This window comes from Prevotella sp. P3-122 (assembly GCF_002251365.1).
In the GTDB taxonomy this organism is placed as follows: Bacteria; Bacteroidota; Bacteroidia; order Bacteroidales; family Bacteroidaceae; genus Prevotella.
Genome location: NZ_NPJH01000021.1, coordinates 32,050 through 54,367, shown reverse-complemented (window position 1 = coordinate 54,367; position 22,318 = coordinate 32,050). Strand labels below are relative to the sequence as shown.

Annotated in this window: 17 protein-coding genes and 5 tRNA genes; 16 read left to right on the top strand and 6 right to left on the bottom strand. The window is 49.3% G+C overall.

Going from position 1 to position 22,318, the window contains the following annotated elements; all coding sequences use genetic code 11:
• Window positions 1–9 precede the first annotated feature (9 nt).
• The 6 genes from CIL02_RS03950 to CIL02_RS03925 all read right to left on the bottom strand — a co-directional run bounded on the left by CIL02_RS03950 (window position 10) and on the right by CIL02_RS03925 (window position 13,323).
• Window positions 10–1,746 (bottom strand): fasciclin domain-containing protein, encoded by a 1,737-nt coding sequence (locus CIL02_RS03950; protein WP_094399268.1) that lies wholly within the window; start codon window positions 1,744–1,746, stop codon window positions 10–12.
• An 11-nt stretch (window positions 1,747–1,757) separates the two neighbouring features.
• Window positions 1,758–3,845 (bottom strand): fasciclin domain-containing protein, encoded by a 2,088-nt coding sequence (locus tag CIL02_RS03945; RefSeq protein ID WP_094399266.1) that lies wholly within the window; start codon window positions 3,843–3,845, stop codon window positions 1,758–1,760.
• A gap of 6 nt (window positions 3,846–3,851) precedes the next feature.
• The gene (locus CIL02_RS03940; protein ID WP_094399264.1) at window positions 3,852–5,618 is read right to left on the bottom strand and encodes a RagB/SusD family nutrient uptake outer membrane protein; all 1,767 of its coding nucleotides are present in this window, start codon (window positions 5,616–5,618) and stop codon (window positions 3,852–3,854) included.
• Between the two features lie 14 nt (window positions 5,619–5,632).
• Entirely contained in the window at window positions 5,633–9,028 is a 3,396-nt protein-coding gene (locus CIL02_RS03935; protein WP_094399262.1) for a SusC/RagA family TonB-linked outer membrane protein, read from the bottom strand.
• Window positions 9,029–9,042: 14 nt separating this feature from the next.
• On the bottom strand, window positions 9,043–11,865 hold the full coding sequence (locus CIL02_RS03930; RefSeq protein WP_141210120.1) for a hypothetical protein: 2,823 nt from the start codon (window positions 11,863–11,865) through the stop codon (window positions 9,043–9,045).
• A 465-nt stretch (window positions 11,866–12,330) separates the two neighbouring features.
• Window positions 12,331–13,323: a malate dehydrogenase gene (locus CIL02_RS03925; protein ID WP_094399258.1), complete on the bottom strand. Its 993-nt coding sequence runs from the start codon at window positions 13,321–13,323 to the stop codon at window positions 12,331–12,333.
• A 242-nt stretch (window positions 13,324–13,565) separates the two neighbouring features.
• On the opposite strand from CIL02_RS03925, the gene CIL02_RS03920 reads away from it, so the two are divergent.
• The 16 genes from CIL02_RS03920 to rplL all read left to right on the top strand — a co-directional run bounded on the left by CIL02_RS03920 (window position 13,566) and on the right by rplL (window position 22,293).
• Entirely contained in the window at window positions 13,566–15,353 is a 1,788-nt protein-coding gene (locus CIL02_RS03920) for an aminopeptidase P family protein (protein ID WP_094399313.1), read from the top strand.
• A gap of 643 nt (window positions 15,354–15,996) precedes the next feature.
• Entirely contained in the window at window positions 15,997–16,188 is a 192-nt protein-coding gene (gene rpsU / locus CIL02_RS03915; protein ID WP_094399256.1) for a 30S ribosomal protein S21, read from the top strand.
• Window positions 16,189–16,266: 78 nt separating this feature from the next.
• Entirely contained in the window at window positions 16,267–17,148 is an 882-nt protein-coding gene (xerC, locus tag CIL02_RS03910; RefSeq protein ID WP_094399255.1) for a tyrosine recombinase XerC, read from the top strand.
• Between the two features lie 25 nt (window positions 17,149–17,173).
• On the top strand, window positions 17,174–17,473 hold the full coding sequence (gene hpf, locus CIL02_RS03905) for a ribosome hibernation-promoting factor, HPF/YfiA family (protein ID WP_094399253.1): 300 nt from the start codon (window positions 17,174–17,176) through the stop codon (window positions 17,471–17,473).
• A 100-nt stretch (window positions 17,474–17,573) separates the two neighbouring features.
• Window positions 17,574–17,647 (top strand) — tRNA-Thr (locus CIL02_RS03900).
• Window positions 17,648–17,677: 30 nt separating this feature from the next.
• Window positions 17,678–17,759 (top strand) — tRNA-Tyr (locus tag CIL02_RS03895).
• Between the two features lie 10 nt (window positions 17,760–17,769).
• Window positions 17,770–17,842 (top strand) — tRNA-Gly (locus tag CIL02_RS03890).
• An 11-nt stretch (window positions 17,843–17,853) separates the two neighbouring features.
• A tRNA-Thr gene (locus CIL02_RS03885) sits at window positions 17,854–17,925 on the top strand.
• A gap of 77 nt (window positions 17,926–18,002) precedes the next feature.
• Window positions 18,003–19,190, top strand: coding sequence for an elongation factor Tu (tuf, locus tag CIL02_RS03880; protein ID WP_094399251.1), 1,188 nt, complete (start codon window positions 18,003–18,005; stop codon window positions 19,188–19,190).
• A 49-nt stretch (window positions 19,191–19,239) separates the two neighbouring features.
• Window positions 19,240–19,312, top strand: a tRNA-Trp gene (locus CIL02_RS03875).
• A 16-nt stretch (window positions 19,313–19,328) separates the two neighbouring features.
• Window positions 19,329–19,520, top strand: coding sequence for a preprotein translocase subunit SecE (gene secE / locus CIL02_RS03870; protein ID WP_094399249.1), 192 nt, complete (start codon window positions 19,329–19,331; stop codon window positions 19,518–19,520).
• Between the two features lie 11 nt (window positions 19,521–19,531).
• Window positions 19,532–20,077, top strand: coding sequence for a transcription termination/antitermination protein NusG (nusG, locus tag CIL02_RS03865; RefSeq protein ID WP_094399247.1), 546 nt, complete (start codon window positions 19,532–19,534; stop codon window positions 20,075–20,077).
• Between the two features lie 62 nt (window positions 20,078–20,139).
• On the top strand, window positions 20,140–20,580 hold the full coding sequence (gene rplK, locus CIL02_RS03860; protein ID WP_094399245.1) for a 50S ribosomal protein L11: 441 nt from the start codon (window positions 20,140–20,142) through the stop codon (window positions 20,578–20,580).
• Between the two features lie 23 nt (window positions 20,581–20,603).
• A complete protein-coding gene (gene rplA / locus CIL02_RS03855; RefSeq protein ID WP_094399243.1) occupies window positions 20,604–21,296 on the top strand; it encodes a 50S ribosomal protein L1 in 693 nt (230 codons plus the stop codon).
• A gap of 18 nt (window positions 21,297–21,314) precedes the next feature.
• On the top strand, window positions 21,315–21,833 hold the full coding sequence (gene rplJ / locus CIL02_RS03850; RefSeq protein WP_094399241.1) for a 50S ribosomal protein L10: 519 nt from the start codon (window positions 21,315–21,317) through the stop codon (window positions 21,831–21,833).
• A gap of 82 nt (window positions 21,834–21,915) precedes the next feature.
• Window positions 21,916–22,293: a 50S ribosomal protein L7/L12 gene (gene rplL, locus CIL02_RS03845; protein WP_094399239.1), complete on the top strand. Its 378-nt coding sequence runs from the start codon at window positions 21,916–21,918 to the stop codon at window positions 22,291–22,293.
• The last annotated feature ends 25 nt before the right edge of the window (window positions 22,294–22,318 follow it).

Here is a 22,318-nt window from a genome sequence, read left to right as displayed (position 1 = left end):
TAGTGAGACTTAGTAAAGGCTCTGATAGTATTTGTAATCAGGATTCTCCTGCAGATAGTCGTACAGCTCTATTGGAACCAGTCTTATGTAGTCAATACGTATTGTACGGTCGTACTTGTCTGAGATGTTACTGGTTACACGGCTGAGCAGACGTACATACGGCATGGCGTTGTCAAGGCCGGCGGTAGAGACTGGGAACTCAATCTCACCAATCTTAACCTCGTCAACCTTTGTGACATCATTCTCAAAGTAGCCGGGGAATGATTTCTCTGCATATTTGCCTTTCTCATTGTGGTAGCCGCACTTAACCTGCAGACGGTTGGGCAGAACTGATGTCACGTACATTGTGCTGTCGATGTTGGCTGGTACAATAGACACGTAGAGCATGTACTTACCAGCGCGAACGCCTGGCAGATAGAAGTCAACCTCCGGGTTACCGGAAGAAGATGTCTGGCGCACTTCAGCGTATGCGTTGTTTGAGAGCTTGCCTTCTACATTCTGGTTTTTGTTGATGGAGTTTACGTTTACCCTGCTTACTGTACCGTTGAAGGTTCCCGCAACCCGGCTTGTCATCTCACCCTGTACTATAACTTCCGGTTTCCATAAGTTCCATGGGCGGACGTGCAGAGAGTCTGCTATCCATAGATAGCCGTTGCTCTTCTCTTTCTTGGCGATGGTGCCATCAAACAGACGTTTTGCATCCTCGGTATAGAGAATGTCGTATACGGTGCTTACCAAGGAGTCGGTCTGCAGAGACTCACCGTGTTGTAGTTCCGGCAGCTTAACGTTGCCATAATACTTGTTGTTGAACGCAAGGTCTGCAACAAGGAATAGCTTCTTGAGCGAGTCTGCAAGATATACATCGTCAATCAGGTCATAGTCAACCTGGCTTGCGTCTGCACCTTTGAGAGTCTGTGGGAACTCCTTGAAGTACTGGTAGCTCGGTATGTACTTGTAGTAATTGTCCAGAGTTGCCATAGCCTTGTTCCATGCCTCGTTGGTAGGAACTATCATGGTATAGGTGGAGTCCTCGCGGTCGATGTGTGCATTAATTAAGTTGCACAATTGGTTGTACTCAACCTTTACAGAGTCAAGGTATGTAATCTCACCATCCACTACCGGTCCCTTTACGCTGGCGTCAAGGTCGAGGATTTCATGGTTGAAATGCTTGAAGTATTCCGTGATGGAGTCCAGAGCGTACGTCTTGGTGTTGAGGCTCTCAAAGATATTATAGTTGAACTTGAGCTTGCCATCAATAGTGTGCATGGTACCGTTGCTGCTTGCGATGTTGATGTCTTGCAGCTTCACGTCACCCATCTGGTAAGTGCCGTTGCCCTGGAAGATGTTCATCTTCTCGTTGAGCATGAACACTCTCTCGTTGACGGGGCCAGAGGCGGGATAGCTGAAACGTGCGACATGGTTTCTCATGAACTCGTTGGTCAGCTCGGTGACATCAGAGTTGTTGAGAGTCTCGAAGTCGAATGTGCCGTTCAGCGGTGCCCATACAGTGAAGGTCTGTGAACTTTGAAGAACCTTGTCGTAGCCCGTCTTCTTGGCGAGCTGCGCAAACTCGCTGAGGTTATCGTTTGCGCTGATGTTCTCCCACAGGGTTGCCGAAGACGAGCCTGTTACGGAACTGTTGGCTTCATAGTGGTCGTCCCAGTCGGAGCAAGCCGTGGCCATGGCGCCCATTGCGAGGGCTGCCATGACTACTTTTGCGTTATTGAATATTCTATAGTTTTTCATAATCCAAATTTTTAATACATGTCCTCAAGATAACGGGTATTGTTGTAGACATTTACAGGAACAAGTTCCATATAGTCGAAGTACATCTGACGAGAGTCATCGTCAAGTGCCGACTTGATGCGGAACCAGTATGTGCCCTGCTTGAACTCACGTCGGGTAACGATGCGTCGGATAGAACCTGTTGTGGAGCGTGCAACGGTAGACGTTCCCTTACCTACTGTGTAGTAGAGAGGTCCGCGCATCCATCCGAGGTTATGCATGTTGTTGTCAGTCTCTACTCCAAGGTCTTCCATTGCGGTGTAGAGTGTCCAGCCCGTTGTCGGGTCTGGAGAGCCGTCGGCGTTGTTGACAATAACAGTACGCTCGTCGAGAGGAATGTCGAGTGCTTCCATCTGTGTACGGTTGTTTGTGCCCTCACCAAGGTAGAACTGGTACATACCACGGTTGCCGTTGAGCGATACGCCTACGCGCAACTCATAAGTGCCGTCCGGTACAGGAGGCAGACGGAAGGCGAGGTCCACATTACCCTTGGAGTTGTACTCGTCGCCCTGGTAGTTGTTCCAGTTGTTCTCGCGTCCGGCGAGGTAGTAGAGACGTGTAGACTCACCGTTGTAGATGACCATATTCTCTGAGAAGTCGATAGGAATACGTACGTAGTCACCGCCGAGGTTTCCGTCGGTACCGGTCTTGCTACCATTGAGTGCATTGATTTCAGCACCCAGTGCGCCACGCAAGTTAGCTGATCCAAGCTCCTTTGTCATTGCGGTAACGTCGAAGCGTATGCGCTCGTTGAGCACTCCCTTTGGAACCCAAGACTCATACTCGAGCATGCCCTTGATAGGATGTAGGTAGCCGTTGAGAGCCTGGATGTTGTCCTTGGCAATCTCTATGCCTGAGTGTCCGTCAACAACCTGATGGATGGCGTCTGAGCCAAGCTCTGCCACCTGGTCGGTAAGGGTGCTGTTGGCCTCATAGCGGTTGAGGAAGAGCTTGCCGGCACCGGCCTTTGCACTGCGTATAACCTTTACGAGGGTCATGGGCAGCATGGTCTCGTAGTACTCATAGAGAGGAACCTTCGTCACCTGGTTCCAGTCGATGACCATCTTGTCGTAAGGCACGCGCTGGCTGATGATGTGGTAGCGTACCCACATGTTCAGACAGTTGTATGGGCTCTGGTAGTCGTTGCCTGTGCTGACGGTGATACCGTTGTTGCGGTAGTAGTCGTACCAGCCTGAGCCTTCCGCGGCGCAGTTGCCGTAAACGTCGTTTGCGTGACTGATAAGGTCCTCGATGTTGTTGATGTTGTTCTCAGCGAGCACGTCGTCTGTCTCTGCAAAGATAGTGTAACCGAGAATAGCCTTCTCCGGAGTATAGAAGTTGTAGCTGTTGGCAGGAGGAGTGAGCTTCCTCTCCTGCTTGGTCAGCGAGTCGGCAAGACCGGTCAGCTTCAGAGCCTGTGAGAAGAGAGTGAACAGGTCGGGATGTTTCTCCATCTCACCTGCTACGAGCAGGTTGGAGCGTCTGATGACATGGTCAATCTCGTGCAGTACACCGTTCTCCAGCTCGTTGTCCATCGACGTGATGTGTGAGTAGGCATTGATGATGGTAGAGCCGGTGATGGAGTCGATGTTGGTGTTGATGTCACGTCCCAGCATGGTGTTGATGGTCATACCGCTTTCCATGTTGATGGCCATCACCTCTGTTGCTGCGATGTGGAACTTGGCGATGTCGTTGCACAGCGAGTCGGTGAGTCCCTCCAGTGAGTTCTCCGTCATGCCGTTGTGCGGCAGTTCCTTGTTCTCCTGGTCGTTGTACAGACTGTCGATGTATTCTGTTACCGCCTCGTTGGTAGGAGCGAAGCAGGTGTAAGTACCATATCCCGACATTAGTTTGTCGAGACCTGCGCGCTGCAATATGTAGTTGAAGCTGCTGAACTGGTCAGGGCGGTTGGCAAGATAGTCTTCGATGGTCTCGCCGGTGAAGGTGTAGAGGTTGGACTCGTCGATGTCCTCGCTACAGCTTGCAAGGCCCATCATGCCGGGTAGGAATGCCACGGCTGCAATCTTGCAAATAAGCTTCTTATAATTGTTCATTTTCATTGTTGACTAATTTTTACTTGTTGTTTCATCATCGAAGTAAACCGGATTCTGCTTGAGCAGACTGTTCACGTTAATCTCGCTTCGCTGTATCGGGAAGTAGAGATATGGCTCGCTCTTCATCTTGAACGATACGGCATCACCACCGCTCTCGTACTTTCTTGTGACAATCTTCATCATGTTCTTGCTCAATGCTGGCCATGATGCTCTGTCGGCGAGCTTGGTTGTGATGTCCACGCCTTCCATGTGGCGGTAGCCGTAGCGCACGAGGTCGAACCAGCGCTTGCCCTCGAAGCACAGCTCGCGTCCGCGCTCTGCGAGAACGAGCTGCTCCATATCATCAATGGTCTTGAAGTCGGCCATCTTCAGAGTGTCGGTAGCGTTAGAGAGCATAGAGCGCTTGTTTACGGTCTGTACGAGCGCGAATGCTTTTGTGAGGAGTTCGTCTTCGTCGCTTGTAGCCAGCTGCACCTGTGCCTCAGCCTTCATAAGCATCACGTCGGTGAGTCGGTAAACAATCCAGTTCTGACGGAAATATTTGAAGGCGCGGCTTGTTGTACGTGACATTCCCACTGTCGGTACGGTTGTGCCTTGTAGGTAGCCATCAGTACCAATCATCTTTCTAACGTACAGCTCGGATGCTTCCTCACTGCCTACTTCATAGACATTGTCCCAGAAGCGGCGGTCGTTCTTCGACTGGTACATCTTGCGTCCGTTAGAATTGCTTGCATTCTCGTCAACAACGTTGAATACGCTTGATGCCATTACCTCGCCGTAGCTCTTGTGCTCTTTTTCCGAACCTGTCATGTAGTATAGGTTCTCCAGTCCGATGTTGGTGTTTGCCGTACCATCGTACTGCCATTCCAGAATGCTTTCCTCGGCATTTCCGTAAGAGGAGCCGAAAATCGTAGAGAATGCGATGGAACCTGATGTGAGGTGATAGATATTGCTCTTGTCAGCGCTTGCGGCCATGTTGTGGTTCTCGCGGTAGTACAGGTCCTTGGCCTCGATAACCTTGTCGCAGTATTCGATACATTTCTCGTAGTCGCTTGCACTCTTGGTCATCGATGCGCGCCAGAGATAGATGTCGGCGAGCAGTGCGTTGACGGCATCACGGGTGAAGTAACCCTTGTTGCGCCAGTTGCCTCTACCATAGGCACCAGTCTTCAACACATACTTAGAAGCCTCTTCCAGGTCGTCGATACAGTGCTGTAGCACACTGTCGGGACTGGTCTGGGCAATAATCATGTTGACGTCATCCGTCTCGTAAGACTGTGTGGTGTATGGTACGTCGCGGAATGCCCTTACCAGATAGAAGTAGCAGAGTGAGCGCAATGAAAGCATCTGGCCCCGGGCAGTGTTGTAGTCGCCAAGTGTAAACTGCGGGTCCTCTTCCATAACAGCTTCTGCATGGCTAAGAACGATATTGCAGCGGTTGATGACGCTGTAGAAGCTTGCCCAGCTGTTGTAGCCGTTGGTGGGCAGCAGGTTTACAGCAGAGATATTGTCAAGGTCGGTGCTACTGAAGCTGGAGTTCTTGACAAGCTCGTCGGAGCGGTATGCACCCCAGATGATGGCTCTGCGCTGTATTTCTGAGGAGAGCATGCTGCTGTATGCTCCTGTGACCATGTTGTCGACGTCCTCCTTAGTTTTCCAGAAGTCTTCGCCGATGGTCTTGTCGGTAGGATAGATGGTCAGGAAATCATCGCAGCTGGACAGACCCGTAACGGCTACTGCTGCCACCGCCATCATCTTTATTATATTATTGAATTTCATATATGTCTCTGTTTTTAGAATCCAACATTAATGTTCATCGTCACAGATTTGCTTCGAGGAGTCTGCGAGTTGTCATATGCGATACCCCATGCGCCTGCAGAGTGCTCAGGGTCTGTTCCGCTATACTTTGACCAGCAGAAGAGGTTCTGGCCAGAGATGCTAAGCTGGAGCCTGCGCATGCCCAGTGCCTTGAGCAGCTTCTTGTTGAAGTTGTAAACCAGCTGGATGTAGCTCATACGTATGAATGAAGCATCCTCAACGTAGCGGTCGGAACCAAGGAAGTTGTAACCGGTATCGAACATGGCGCGTGGGATGTTGGTGACATCACCGTTCTTGCGCCAGCGCCAGTTAACGGCAGAGCTTTGGTTGTATGCGTTGAACATCTGCTCGAGTCCCATCTTAGCACTGTTGACAACCTTCACGCCGGCACGGTAGCTGAACGAAGTCTTGAGCGACCAGTTGCTGCCCCAGAAGAAGTTGAAGCCGAAACCTCCGCTGACCTTCGGGTTGGAGTTGCCGAGGTAAACGATGTCGAGTGAGTTGATCTGTCCGTCGTTGTTGATATCCTCGTAGATGGCGTCACCGCCCTGGAACTTATAAGTAGAGGAGCCGTCCTTGAAGTTGTATACCTGACGAACAGGCTCGCCTGTAGAGCTCATAAGCACCTTGCCCTCGTTGTCGATAGCGATAGGAGCCGTCTTGCCGCTTGGCAGGAACTCGTTGTTGATGTAGTTGCGGAGGTCCTCGCCCGACCAGTTGTTACGCTCCTTCATATTAATAAGGTACTCGTATGTATACTGGTATACACCCTTGAATCTAAGACCGTAGATAGAACCCAGAGGGTTGCCAATCTGTATGCGGTTGAGGTAAGAACCTCGTTTCGAGGCATCCCAGTCGGAGTTGATAGACTCGAGCACGCTCTCGTCCATAGCCAGTATCTTGTTGAAGTTCTGTGAGATGTTGAAGTTGGCGCTCATTGAGAACTTACCGATGTTGATGAATTTGTTGGCCTCGATGTTAAGCTCCCATCCCTTGTTCTCCATGTCGCCGACATTGGTCCATGCCAATGTGCTGAAACCGGTTGTTGAAGGAATGCGCACGTCCTTCATGAGCAGGTCGCGTGTCTTCTTGTAGTAGTAGTTGAAATCACCGGTGATGAGTCCGTTGAAGAAACCGAAGTCACCTCCAAGGTTAGTCTGTGTGGTCTTCTCCCACTTCAGTTTGTTGAGCTGTAGTGCCTCCAGGTAGGTTGTTCCGTCGTTGTTACCAACCTGTCCATAGATAGCGCCCGTAGCGTAGCGCGCGTACTGCAGGTACTCGCTGCCCGGCTGGTTACCTACGATACCCCATGACGGGCGGAAGGAGAGCATGGACAGCCACTTGTTGGCCCATTTCATGAATTTCTCGTCGCTGATGTTCCAACGTGCGGAGATACCGGGGAAGTAACCCCACTTCTTGGTGTCACCGAACTTAGTTGTACCGTCGGCGCGTACAGAGACACCGAGCGAGTAGCGGCTCTTGTATGAGAAGTGACCGTTGAAGAGTGCCGACATGCTACGCCACTGTCCGTTGCCCGTCTTCATGTCGCTGAGGTCACCACCGTCAACACTGGTGGAGTTGACATCGTTAGGTGTGTTGACGCGTAGCTGGTACTGGCTGTTGTTGTTACCGGTTGTCATTTCCCAACGTCCGAACATGGTGGCATACCAGTCCTTGTTCTTGAATGCCGGGGTGAATGTCAGGGTGTGGCGTGTGGTAAAGCCGAGAGAGTTGTACTCGTTGTTCTCGTTACGGTTGTAGTTGCTGTCTGTCCAAGTTTTTGTGAAGAGAGAGCCTGGCCAGAACTTAGGTGTACTTGAGGCATAGATGTCCATGTATACCATACCGGTATAGTCGAGCTTGGTCTTGTCGTCGTCTGTTCCGAGGAGCTTGTAGTCGAGCTTGAACTCAGGCGAGATACGGTAAGTCTTCTCGTGACGCCATGCAAGGTTGGCAATGGCTACAGGGTTGCCGAGGTTGCGGATGGATTCAAGCTCCTTGGAAGAAGTGTTTGGAGCAGTAGAGCCCGCGTAGTCGCCACCTGTAGGCAGCATGGTGTAGTACTCGTTGGTGTTGCTGCCGTCAGCGTTCTGGCGGTAGATGCCCATGTTTGGAGACACCTTCTGCGCACGTCCGAGGATGTTGTCGTCGAAGTTACGGTTGTTGCTGGTGTAGGTCAGCGGGAATGTCACGCGGAAGGTGATACGGTCGCTGACGAAATAGTCGAGAGCCAGCTTGGTGGAGAAACGGTCAAGCGACTGCTTGATGATGGTACCGTTCTGGTGGTCGTAACCGGCAGAGATGCGGAAGTTGGCTTTCTCACCACCACCGGCTATTGTTAGGTAGTGGTACTGGCTCCAGCCCGTCTGTGTTACGGCATCTACCCAGTCGGTGTTGTTGTTCCAGTTCTCATACTCAGCCCAGCTCTTGTTGTAGTTGATCTCGTTGATGTTGGTCGTTGAGGACGCACTCTGTGACGGGTTGTAGTACATCTCCTTGAGCATCATGGTGTAGTCGTCACCATTGAGCAGGTTGTAGCCCTTGGGCTGCCAGCTTGCCTGCACGCGGAGCGAGTAGTCGATGCGCGTAGCACCACGCGAACCACGCTTCGTGCGTATCTGGATAACACCATTTGCACCACGTGAGCCCCAGATGGCGGTGGCGGCGGCATCCTTCAGGACCTGGATGTCGGCGATATCCTGCGGGTTGATGGAGAGCAGTGAGGCATATGTCTCCTCGTTGGCGTTCTGGAAGTCGAAGGTCGCGTCGGGGTTGTCGAAGATGTTGTCGTCGACAACAATCAGAGGCTCGGCACTACCGTTGATGGAGGTGACACCACGCAGGCGCATTGATGTACCGGCACCAAGGTTACCGGAGTTGGCAACGATGTCGAGACCGGCAATCTGACCTTGCAGAGCCTCGTCGGCAGAGGTGAAGGCAAGACCTTCCACGTTGCTCATGTCGAACGTCTGGGATGCTACAGACACCTCGTTGGCAGGAATGGCCAGACCACCGTGGTTGAAGCGCTTCTTTGCGACAACAACAACCTCCTTAAGAGTCTGCTGGTCTTCCATCTCGATGTCGAAGACCGTCTTGTCGCCGATAGGCACAGTCTTGGTCTTGTAGCCGATATAGGAAACCTGGAGCTTGTTGGCCGTGCTCTTGATTTCCATAGAGAAGTTACCGTTGATGTCGGTCTGCGATGCAGAGACGATACGGTTGTTGGCATCACGCTCGGTGACATTACACATCATCACCGGTCCATCAGGAGCCATGACGGTACCCGATATACGTATTCCTTGAGCTGAGGCAAAGGCGGAGACCATTGCGAATGCTGCCAGGAGCAGGTATTTTATCTTATTTGTTTTCATAATCGTGGTGGGTATTATTTCCTATACATTTCTTTCTGCCTTTGCAGGAAGAGGTTTCTATGCTCCACGAGCCCCTTCTTGGCTTTTGCTGATGCCCACATGCCGTCGTAGCGTCCGTCGGCGTTTTTGCAGAGAGGCTTGTCAATCTCATGGACGACAGCGAATGAGGAAGTGGATATGGAGTTAGTAGTAAGGTTGCGTGCGTCCTGTGCAGACTTTGCAAACACGTAGTCGCGGGTCATCTTGTTGATGAGCTTGCCGTTGCCGTTGACTTCAACAGACTGGTTGGAACCGTCGATAACGGTGAACTTGTTGCCGCCTCCAACTACATTAACCTTGTAGGCGATACCGAGAGTATCGGAAGCAGCGGTCATGTACTCGCCGCTGCCAACGGTATTGTCAACATAAACGGAGTTGTTCTGGAAGTGGTAGCGGATGAAATCGTTGATGGCCTCTACCTTTGCAAGTACTTCAGCCTGTGCCTGTATCTTGGCAGGATCGCCATCTTCGGAATCAACATGCTGCTTGAAGATTGCGTAAAGGTCGTCCCATGTGGGCAGGCCCTTCTGGCGTGCTATCTCCATAGCGCTGTTGTCGGGAGCGTAGACGGTGTAGTTGTAAGAGCTGAAGTAGTTGACGTTGAAGTCAAGACCGTAGTAACCGGTTACACCAGTACGGAAGGTGTAGAAACGTGTCATAGGAGAAATCTTTGTTCCCTCAATGGTCTTTGTGGAGATACCTGCGAACTCACGGATGGAGTCGGCACGGTCATCGTTGCAAAGGTCGAAGAAGTCAGAGAACTGCTGTGTGCCGGAGAGAACTTTGTATACGGAGTTCTGTGGCATCTCTATGACGTGATCGAGGGTGTACGACTTACCGTTCTTCTGGTTGTCAACCTGAAGAATCCTGGATGGTGCCACACCGTTGTCCATCTGTGCTCCACCCATAACGGTGCTGTTGGCCTTGTCGAAATAGATGGTACCACCATTCTTTGTCTTATAGTATTTGTTAGCTCCCATTTCCTCGCCGTCTTCAAGCACCACAGTGTGAGTGTTGAGGATATCAATGAACTGAGTTACGGGGAACTGCGAGTTAGTAAGGATGGTACTGTCATTGCTTATCTCGCCGGTGGTGGGGTTGAAGTTCCTTGCCGAGCAGAAGATGTACGGAGACTTGCTGGAGTTATAGAAGTAGTGCAGCACTCGTGGCTGTGTGGCCAATGAGATTGGGTCTATATAGTACTTGTCGAACGCTGCGTCGTTGGGGATGAACAGACCATAGTTTGCATCCATGGCCAGAAGGTATGCATAGAAGTTAAGACCCAGACCATAGTTCTGGTCGCGGTTGGTCTTGTTGAAAATACCCCAGTTCATAACCCTCATGTCCTTGTTGAGCAGGGCGGGAGCCGATACAGCAACATACTTGTTGGGGGCGTGTACGGTGTTGAGGATGTAGATGACACCATTGTTGGCAATCTTCACATCGTATTTTCCGTCCTCAGTCTTGCTGATCTCGTCGATGGTGAGTCCCATCGGGTCGTTGGAGTCATCGGGAACATTGTCGAACTTGCTTGGTACTGCGGCGATGAACGAGCTCTTCATAAGCATTGACACGAAAGCGCAGACGATGTCCTGCGGAATCGAGTCGATGTTCTGCATGAGATGCTCCTCGTCGTTGGAGAAGCTGCCGAAACGGTTAATAAGGAATGCACCCTCGCCACCGGGGAGGAAGTACTTCTTCATTGCCTCGTCAGAAGGAACGAACATTGCAGCCACATCGCTCAGGTTGCTGTTGGTACCCTGTGTGTAGTATGCGTTCCATCCTGGATCGTAAGGCAGCACATAGTCGGTGCTCAGAGTGGTACCGTTCGGGTCGTCACGGAGTGTACCTCCCTGTGAGTAAGAGCTGAGATACCTCTTCTGGAAGATGGAGTCGATGGTAGTCTTACCGTTTGCCACTGCCCAGTCGTTGTAGTTGTTTGTCACCGACAGGCTGTAGTAAGGTGCGCTGAAGCGCTCAAGCATACGGCTGAAGATGGTAGTTGTTGGATTAGTGCGGAGCAGCTCAGCCATGTTGCCCGGAGGCACGATGACATCCTGCATCTGGTGTATGTAACCATTCTGGCAGGTAACGTCGGGCCTGATGATGCGGTCACGGAAGATGTAGGCTGTTGCCGCAGAGTCGTTGTACTCCTCACCAGTGATGATGGCAAAGTCGCTGTTGGCGCCAGTTGTGCTGATGTCGTTGGCTGTCATCTGCTCGGCGGTGAAGTGTACCATCATAGGACGTGTGCCGTCCATGACGAGGTTGATGCCGTGGCTGTTGTACCAATCCCAATACTTGTTGTTCTTTGGTAGGTCTGTGGCTCCATAGAAGTATGACACGGAGTCGATGACATTGGCACCCGTCTGGTGCTTCATGGCAATACCGGAAGCAACGGATGTTTTTCCGTCAGACACGTTAGAGAGCAGCTCGACGAGAATGGCGTTGTCGAGCATGGAGTTGTAGAGCAGAAGTTTCTTCTGTGCCTCCGTCAAGTCCTCGTATCTGCTCACGCCCCAGCTGTTGTTGCTGAAGAACCTCGCGAAAGCCTCGTCGTTGGCGGGGAACACGGTCTTAGAACCTGTCTTTGCCAATGTCTCGGCATAGCCCAGGTCCTCAATGAGTTTGACATAGTTGTTAAATGTACCGGTCAGCACGTTTTGGTTAGGATTTTTTAGCTCGTCGAAAATACTATTGCCAAGCCAACTCGGATAGTTGCCCGGGTCGTCAAGGTCATAGTCGTCGGTACAAGCTGCGAACCCACCACATAACGCTGCTACGCAAAAAGACATCATCGTCTTTTTTGTTAGTTCAGAAAAGCGGTAGTTCATAAATAAACGATTTAGTTATATAACATTTTTAGAAATTTCTTATTTTTAATACGAATTGACCACCATGTTTCCGCAATGACAGCATGAAAAAAGTGCTTAGGCGTACTCTGGTGGGTATGATCGTTTCAAGAGGTTGGTTTCATAACGTTGGCTTTAGGCGTTTTCGCTCTTGGTCTTAGTTGTTGATAGGAAGGCTCAATTAACATGGCGGAAAGGAACTATGAATTTTGTCCTCGAACCATAATTTTTGCTTTCACCTTGCAAAAATACCTAATTCTTGTAACACTACCAAAAATTAATTGCACAAATTTTAAAATATGTAATTTGTAGGGTATGGGGAAGAATGAAAAAGGTGCGACCATTCTGGCCGCACCCTCAAAAAATATGAAATGATTTATGGTGGTTTTTATAGGACCTACCTTATGGTAATTACAGGTTTGGATTCATTTCTGTCCATTCTGCTACTGGAGGAACGATGCCAAGCTCTACAATCTCGTCGCGCATCTTGCAGAGGTGCTCGTAGGACTTGTTGAGAGAGGCAAGCTCTTCTTCTGTTCCTACAGGATTGGTGAAGTGTACGCCAGTCTTGTCTATGGTGGTAGGCATAGCCATCATAACGTTCTTGTAGCCCAGTTCATCGTTGTTTACATAGCATCCTGCTGGGAGTGTGAATACCTCGCCTCCCATGGCAGCCTCTATCATCTTTACTGCATTGTAGGCAGGGCTTTGGAATGAGCTGCGTCCGCGGAGCTTGATGATGTTCGAGCCACCCTGTACGGTGTGATGCTTGATTTCTTCCCAGCGCTCGTCGGAAAGGCCCATCTCAGCCAACGGCTTGCCGTCGACCTTTACCTGAGATGCGAATACGGCCATCTGCTCACCATGACCGCCATATGTATGCGCACCAGTAACTTTGTCCTGCTGAACGCCAAACTCCAGTGCGAGAGCCTGCTGCAGACGGGTAGAGTCAAGGGCTGCGAGGGATGTGAGCTGGTTTGGCTTCAGACCAGAGTGGATGAGAGCAGTAAGGGCGGTAACGTCGGCAGGATTGAAGATGACAACGACGTGCTCAACCTCTGGGCAATACTTCTTGATGTTGTCGCCGAACTCGGCAGCAATCTTGCAGTTGCCCTTGAGGAGGTCCTCACGGGTCATACCGTCTTTACGTGGGGCACCACCGGAAGAAATAATATACTTGGCACCAGTGAAAGCTTCAGCTGGGTCAACGGTGTAAGTTACGTTTACGCCAGGGAAGGCACACTGCTGTATTTCGTCGAATACGCCATGTACACCTGGCTCATAGATGTCGTAAAGACAAATGTTTGGGGTTAGGCCGAGCATAAGTGCGCTCTGTACCATGTTGGAACCGATCATGCCGCCGGCACCGACAATCAAAAGCTTGTCATTAGTTAAAAAGTTCATAACTACTATGTTTTTTATGTTGTTTGTAATATCTCGTATTATATTTATGTAACGCTGGTGTGTTGCGTTAGGGGCGTATAGCCATGAGGATAAATGCCAATATTTGGCTCTTGTTGGCTATCTGAGCGCAAAGATAATAAAAAAACATAAATTCGTGCTATTAATTTATGTTTATCTTTTGTTGTTTATTCTTAAAATCGCTATCTTTGTAATGTCGAATTAGCAATTTTCTGATTATGAGCATGAATGTTACAGACAGACTGGCGCGTTTGCGCGAGCTGATGCGCAGGGAGAAGCTCTCTGCCTTTGTTTTTCCGAGTACCGACCCGCACAATGGCGAGTATGTCCCAGACCATTGGAAGGGCAGGGAATGGGTGTCGGGATTTAACGGCTCGGCAGGGACCGTCGTGGGGACTGGTAATGCTGCCGCACTGTGGGCGGACTCGCGATACTTCATTGCGGCGGCACAACAGTTAGAGGGTACGGGCATAGAGCTGATGAAGCTGAAGATACCAGGTACGCCTACCATAGCGGAATGGCTGGGACAACAACTCATAGACTGCCAAAGACCGGAGGTGGGCATCGATGGAATGGTGAACTCGCAGGCAAGCGCAGAGGCTCTGATAGCAGACCTACGCAGCCATGGGGGGATAACCGTACGTACCAACCTTGATCCGTTGAAAACTATCTGGACAGACCGTCCGCCCATTCCTCAAGACCTGGTCAGCGTCCATCCGCTGGAGTATGCCGGAGAGGATGTGAAATCAAAGGTGTCACGTATAAGGAAGGCGTTGCGCGACCTGCATGCCGACGGTATGCTCATGTCTGCGCTCGACGATATAGCATGGACATTGAACATGCGTGGCACCGACGTGCATTGCAATCCCGTGTTTGTCTCCTATCTCCTCATATCGTCCAATTCCGTAACCCTATATATAAATAAGGTGAAATTGTCGCATGTCGTGATGGCGTATCTTCAGGACAACGGTGTCAGCATCGACGATTACGAGAATGTGGACAAGGGGCTGAAAAGTTATCCCGACTATAATATTCTTATAGACCCTGATGAGACTTGCTATACGCTCGCCAGGATTGCAGCTTGCCAAGAGGTGGTAAGGAGCGAGTCTCCTGTGCCGGCGCTGAAGGCCGTGAAAAATGAGGCGGAGATAAGGGGCTACAGGAGCGCGATGCTCAAGGACGGCATCGCCATGGTGAAATTCCTGAAATGGCTGAAGCCCGCCGTCCAAGCCGGCGGGCAGACGGAGCTGTCAGTAGACCGCAAGCTGACAAGCCTTCGCAGGCAGCAACCGCTGTTCCGTGACATTTCCTTCGACACCATCGCCGGCTATGGCACTCATGCCGCCATAGTGCATTACGAGGCTACGCCGGAGACAGATATTCCGCTGGAGCCTCATGGCATGATACTGATAGACAGTGGTGCGCAGTATCAGGACGGTACCACGGACATCACCAGGACTATCGCCCTCGGTCCCGTCTCTGATTACGAGAAACATGTGTACACGTTAGTGCTAAAGGGGCATATACAGCTGGCGATGTGCAAGTTCCCCAAGGGAGCCGCTGGAACACAGATGGACATCCTCGCTCGCTCGGCGATGTGGCGCGAGGGACTGAACTACCTGCATGGAACGGGGCATGGAGTAGGCTCATACCTGAACGTGCATGAGGGACCCCACCAGTTCCGAATGGAATGGATGCCCGCCCCGTTTGTCGAGGGTATGACGGTAACGGACGAGCCTGGCATATATCTTCCCGACCGGTTCGGTGTGCGCATAGAGAACACGATGATAGTGGAGAAGTACAAAACTACTGAGTTCGGTGAGTTCCTGCAGTTCGATGCGCTCACCCTCTGCCCTATAGATACCGCACCAATTGACGTGAGCATGCTCTCTGACGAGGAGGTTGAGTGGCTGAACAGTTACCACCGTCGTGTCTATGATGCCATTGCTCCACATGTCAGCATGGACGAGCGTGAGTGGCTGAGGGAGGCTACGAAAGAAATCTGCAGGTGATACCATTGTGAGCTTTTGTCAAATTGGTAGGTGTACAGTTTGATAGGGTGTCCAGTTTGATGTGCAAAAATTGAATATCCTAATTCTGAAGTTCATGTCGGTAATTGTCGCGCTGAACCAAAGGTCGCCGGCTGAAAGGAAAGGCAAAGCGCAACCTGCTCATAGCCCAGGGCAAAGCGAAGCGACACCCTGGGTTATTTCATGTAGTTGACGGTCGCGCTGTAAGTGCAAAAGCGTAGATAACAGCAGGACAAATAACGCTTTTGCGCTTACAGCGCGCAGGGACAATGCCACCTTACCCCCAGGGTGCCGCTGCGCTCTACCCTGGGCTATGTGCTTCTGCGCTTACAGCGCGTGCTGGTCAATATATTTTCTGCGAACAAGTAGTCAGAGTAAATCAGCAACAGTCCCATTTTTGGTACAACAAACTGGACACCCTACTCAATAAGTGATGTTTTCAAATAATGTTTTGGCCTTTTATTTATATTGTGCCAAATCGTTTATGCCCCTTTTTTCTCACGGGACAATAAAATTTGCGATAAATGTTTGGCAGATAAGAAAATAAGATGTAACTTTGCACCCGCTAATTGTGGCGCTTGCCGCAAAACGAATGTTTAATTTAAATTTTAAAACCAAAAAAACAATGATTATTGTACCAGTAAAAGATGGTGAGAACATTGAGAGAGCTCTCAAGAAGTTTAAGAGAAAGTTCGAGAAAACAGGTGTCGTTAAGGAGCTTCGTGCCCGTCAGCAGTATGACAAGCCATCTGTCTTGAAGCGTCTCAAGATGGAGCACGCCATCTACGTACAGAAACTGCGTCAGACCGAGGAGTAAAAAAGTCCTCGGAAAATTTGGTAGTTTGAATATATTTCCGTAAATTCGTTGCCGAAAACATAACTGTTTAGCGTCGGCATGATGATAGAAGAATTTTTGGACTACTTGAGGTACGAGCGTAACCGCTCGCCACTGACGGTAAAGAACTATGGTGATGACCTTCGGGCATTCTATGTGTTCTTCAAAAGTTTGGATGATCATCTCTCTTGGCAATCCGTTGATGCAGACATAGTGCGAGACTGGATGGAGAGCATGATGGATAAAGGAAACAATGCCACGTCTGTTAACAGACGGTTGTCGGCGTTGCGTTCCTTTTATCGTTTTGCTCTGTCAAGACATCTCGTCGACCGTGATCCTGCACATAATATCGAGGGACCGAAGACCAACAAGCCACTACCACAGTTCCTGAAGGAGTCTGAGATGAACCGGCTTCTGGACGACATGGAGTGGGGGAATAGCTTTAATAATGTACGCGCGCGTACTATTATTATAGTATTCTACGAGACAGGCATCCGCCTGTCGGAGCTTATTGGTCTTGACGATGTGTCCATTGATATGGAGACCTGCGAGATAAAAGTTACCGGCAAGGGAGACAAACAGCGTGTAGTACCTTTCGGCAGCGAGATGCTCAGCGCCCTCAAGGATTATGTCGCCGTGCGTGACTCCTCTGTCATCCGCAACTGCGAGGCCTTTTTCGTTACAGATAAGGGTACTAGAATGCGGCCGGATACTGTAAGAGCCGAGGTCAGCAGATGCCTCTCTGCAGTAAGCACACTGAAGAAGAAAAGCCCTCACGTGCTCAGGCACACCTTCGCAACAGCTATGTTGAACAATGGTGCAGGTATAGAAAGTGTAAGGAAGCTGCTCGGTCATGAAAGCGCGTCGACAACAGAGATATATACTCACACGACGTTTGAGCAGCTCAAGCGAGTATACGAAGAAGCCCACCCACGGGCATAACCTTAACTAAAAAACGGAGGTAACTATGGAAATTAAGATTCAGTCGATTCACTTCGACGCTACCGAGAAGTTAGAGGCGTTCATCGAGAAGAAGGTCGCCAAGTTGGAAAAAACATTCGAAGACATTCAGAAAGTAGAGGTGCAATTGAAGGTGGTTAAGCCTGCCACTGCATTGAATAAGGAGACTAGCCTTACCGTTACCGTTCCTGGAAGCAAGCTGTTCGTAGAGAAAACTTGCGACTCTTTCGAAGAGGGTGTGGATGAGTGCGTGGATGCAATGAAGGTGCAACTGTCCAAATTTAAGGAAAAACTAAGAAATAGATAAAAAAGTTCCCCAAAAATTTGGGAGAATAAAAAAAATGCCGTATCTTTGCAGCCGTTTTCCAACAATATCCTGTTAGAGCCTTAACGGCTGCAAGGATTTTGCCTCTTTAGCTCAGTTGGCCAGAGCACGTGATTTGTAATCTCGGGGTCGTTGGTTCGAATCCGACAAGAGGCTCACCTTACGATAAGTATGGAATAGGAAGAAGGGTGGTTACCAGAGTGGCCAAATGGGGCAGACTGTAAATCTGCTGGCGATGCCTTCGGTGGTTCGAATCCATCACCACCCACTTCTTTCTTGCGGGAATAGCTCAGTCGATAGAGCACTAGCCTTCCAAGCTGGGGGTCGCGGGTTTGAGCCCCGTTTCCCGCTCTAACATTTTCGCTGTAATAGCTCAGTGGTAGAGCACTTCCTTGGTAAGGAAGAGGTCCTGAGTTCAACTCTCAGTTACAGCTCTCCTTCTGGTAGGGATAATCGGAAGAAGACATACAATACTGATAATTTCATTAAATAATATAAATAAAGTAAAGCTATGGCAAAAGAGAATTACGTGCGCACCAAACCGCATGTTAACATTGGTACTATTGGTCACGTTGACCACGGTAAGACTACTCTTACTGCTGCCATCTCACTGACTCTCCACGAGAAGGGTTTTGGTAGCGAGGATGTTAAGTCTTTCGATCAGATTGACAACGCTCCTGAGGAGAAAGAGCGTGGTATTACTATCAACACCGCTCACATCGAGTATGAGACAGCTAAGCGTCACTACGCACACGTAGACTGTCCGGGACACGCCGACTATGTAAAGAACATGGTTACTGGTGCTGCTCAGATGGATGGTGCTATCCTTGTAGTAGCTGCTACTGACGGTCCTATGCCTCAGACACGTGAGCACGTGCTTCTCGCTCGTCAGGTAAACGTTCCTCGTCTGGTTGTTTTCCTGAACAAGTGCGACCTCGTTGACGACCCTGAGATGATTGAGCTGGTGGAAATGGAGCTTACTGAGCTTCTGACCCAGTATGACTACGAGGAGGATACTCCTATCATCCGTGGTTCTGCTCTTGGTGCTCTTAACGGTGTAGAGAAGTGGGTTAACTCTGTAATGGAGCTCATGGACACTGTTGATGAGTGGATTCAGGAGCCTCCACGTGACGTTGAGAAGCCTTTCTTGATGCCTATCGAGGACGTATTCTCAATCACTGGTCGTGGTACTGTTGTAACAGGTCGTGTTGAGACTGGTCGTGTAAAGGTTGGTGACGAAGTTCAGCTCCTTGGTCTTGGTGAGGACAAGAAGTCAGTTGTAACTGGCGTCGAGATGTTCCGCAAGATTCTTGATCAGGGTGAGGCTGGTGACAACGTTGGTCTGCTTCTCCGTGGTATCGATAAGAATGAGGTTAAGCGCGGTATGGTAGTTGTACATCCGGGTGCTATCACTCCTCACGATCACTTCAAGGCATCTATCTACGTGCTGAAGAAGGAAGAGGGTGGTCGTCACACTCCATTCGGCAACAAGTATCGTCCTCAGTTCTATCTCCGTACAATGGACTGTACAGGTGAGATTACTCTTCCAGAGGGAGTTGAGATGGTAATGCCTGGTGATAACGTAGAGATTGAGGTTAAGCTTATCTATCCAGTAGCTCTGAACGAGGGTCTTCGTTTCGCTATCCGCGAAGGTGGCCGTACAGTAGGTTCTGGTCAGATCACCGCTATCGTTGAATAATATCAAACGATGATAATAGTTCCCGGTAGACAACTGCCGGGAACAATTTACGGGAATAGCTCAGTTGGTAGAGCATCGGTCTCCAAAACCGAGGGTCGTGGGTTCGAGTCCTCCTTCCCGTGCTAAATAAAAGATAATATGTTTAAGAAGATTGTAAATTATTGCAAGGCTTGTTACGACGAACTTGCGCATAAAACTACTTGGCCGACTATGAAGGCTCTGACGCACAGTGCAGTGGTTGTATTATCTGCTTCCCTTGTCATTGCATTGGTCGTTTTTGCTATGGACAGTCTGTTTAGGTTAATAATGAGTACGATCTATCCAAGTTAATTTCAAGGAAAATGGCAGAAACAAAAAAGAATTGGTATGTTCTTCGTGCAGTGAGTGGTAAGGAGGCTAAGGTGAAAGAATACATCGAGGCTGAGATCAAACACAACGATTTACTCCAAAAACATGTTTCCCAGGTATTGATACCTATGGAGAAGCATGCTTCTTTGCGTAATGGAAAACGTGTCGAGAAAGAGAAAATTTCCCTTCCTGGATATGTGTTCGTTGAGGCGACTCTCGTTGGTGATGTTGCTCATACGCTAAGGTTTATGCCTAATGTTTTAGGTTTCCTTGGAGGTTTGGATAATCCTTCTCCTGTTCCTCAGACAGACATTAACCGTATGCTTGGTGCTGCCGAGGAGACTGAACTGGCGAATACAGTTGATGTTCCCTACTTGGTTAACGAGACGGTAAAAGTTACGGATGGTCCATTCAGTGGTTTCGAAGGTGTCATTGAAGAGGTGAACACTGAGAAGCGTAAACTGAAAGTAATGGTCAAGATTTTCGGAAGAAAGACTCCTTTGGAGTTGGGTTTTATGCAAGTTGAAAAAGAGGCTTGATTAGTAGTTACGTGCTATCAGGAATCTTTTTATAAATTCATATTTTAATATTAACAAAGAAAATGGCTAAAGAAGTTGCTGGATTAATCAAATTGCAGATTAAAGGTGGCGCTGCGAATCCTTCACCTCCCGTTGGACCTGCTCTTGGTTCTAAGGGTATAAACATTATGGGATTCTGCAAGGAGTTCAACGCCCGCACCCAGGATAAGGCAGGAAAGATACTTCCTGTTGTTATCACATACTACACCGACAAGTCATTCAGCTTCGTTATCAAGACTCCTCCTGCAGCTGTACAGCTGAAAGAGGTTGCCAAGGTTAAGAGCGGTTCTGCTCAGCCTAACCGTCAGAAGGTTGGTACTGTTACCTGGGAACAGGTAAGGACTATCGCCGAGGACAAGATGGCCGACCTCAACTGCTTCACCATCGAAAGCGCGATGAAGCTTATAGCCGGTACTGCTCGTAGCATGGGTATCACTGTTAGTGGGGACTTCCCTGGTAAATAAATCAATAAACTTCAATTAAGAAAATGAGTAAACTGACAAAAAATCAAAAATCAGTAGCTGACAAGGTTGAAGCAGGGAAGGCATACGCATTGAAAGAGGCCATCGATTTGGTGAAGGAAATTACTACCACCAAGTTCGTTGCTTCTGTAGATGTAGATGTTCGTCTTGGTGTAGACCCACGTAAGGCTAACCAGATGGTTCGCGGTGTCGTTTCACTGCCCAACGGAACTGGTAAGGTTACACGTGTGCTTGCACTTTGTACTCCCGACCAGGAAGCTGCTGCCAAAGAGGCAGGTGCCGACTATGTTGGTCTCGACGAGTATGTTGAGAAAATCAAGGGCGGCTGGACAGATGTTGACGTTATCATCACGATGCCTTCTTGCATGGGTAAGATTGGACCTCTCGGACGTGTCCTCGGTCCTCGTGGCTTGATGCCAAACCCAAAGAGCGGTACTGTGACAATGGATGTCGCAAAGGCTGTTAAGGAAGTAAAGCAGGGTAAGATTGACTTCAAAGTTGACAAGACTGGTATTATTCATACTTCCATCGGTAAGATCAACATGACTTCTGATCAGCTCTACGGCAATGCCAAGGAGTTCATCCAGACTGTCATCAAGTTGAAGCCTGCTGCTGCTAAAGGTACATACCTCAAGAGTATCTTTATTTCGAGCACTATGAGTAAGGGTGTCAAGATTGATCCTAAATCAGTTGAATAACTCTAAAAGTTTTGTACAATGAAGAAAGAAGTAAAAGATACTATAATCGTTGAACTGGGTAAGAAACTTCAGGAATTTCCTCACTTCTACCTCGTTGACGTATCGGGTCTGAATGCCGAGGCAACAAGCAATCTCCGCCGCGAGTGTTTCAAGAGCGAGATAAAGATGGTTGTTGTCAAGAACAAGCTCCTTCACAAGGCTTTTGAGGCTTCAGAGATAGATTTTGAACCAATGTATGGCTCACTCAAGGGTAGCACCGCTGTTTTGTTCACACAGACAGCTAATGTACCTGCTAAGTTGCTTAAGAAGTATGCCGATGCTGGTATACCTGCTCTTAAGGCCGCTTATGCTGAGGAGTGCCTTTATGTCGGTGCCGACAAGCTCTCAGAACTTGTTGCACTAAAGAGCAAGAACGAGGTTATTGCAGATATCGTTGCTCTGTTGCAGAGCCCTGCAAAGAACGTTGTCTCTGCTCTTCAGTCAGGCGCAAACACCATTCATGGTGTGCTCAAGACTTTAGGCGAGCGTCCTGAGTAAACAAATGATAAGCCAACAGGCTTTGAATTTATTAAGGTCAAAAGAATAACAATTAAGAACAAATTAAAATTTTTAGAATAAAATGGCAGACATTAAAGCTATTGCTGAGGAGTTGGTAAACCTCACAGTAAAGGAAGTAAATGAGTTGGCAACAGTCCTGAAGGACGAGTATGGTATTGAGCCTGCTGCTGCAGCTGTTGCTGTAGCTGCTGGTCCTGCTGCTGGTGCAGCAGCTGCTGCAGAGGAGAAGACATCTTTCGATGTTGTTCTTGCAGAGATCGGTTCAGCTAAGCTCCAGGTTGTAAAGGCCGTTAAGGAGGCTTGTGGTCTTGGTCTTAAGGAGGCTAAGGATCTCGTTGATGGTGCTCCTGCTACTATCAAAGAGGGTCTTTCTAAGGACGAGGCTGAGAACCTTAAGAAGACCATCGAGGCCGCTGGTGCCAAGGTTGAGCTTAAGTAAGCTTCATATTTTCATAGAATATTGG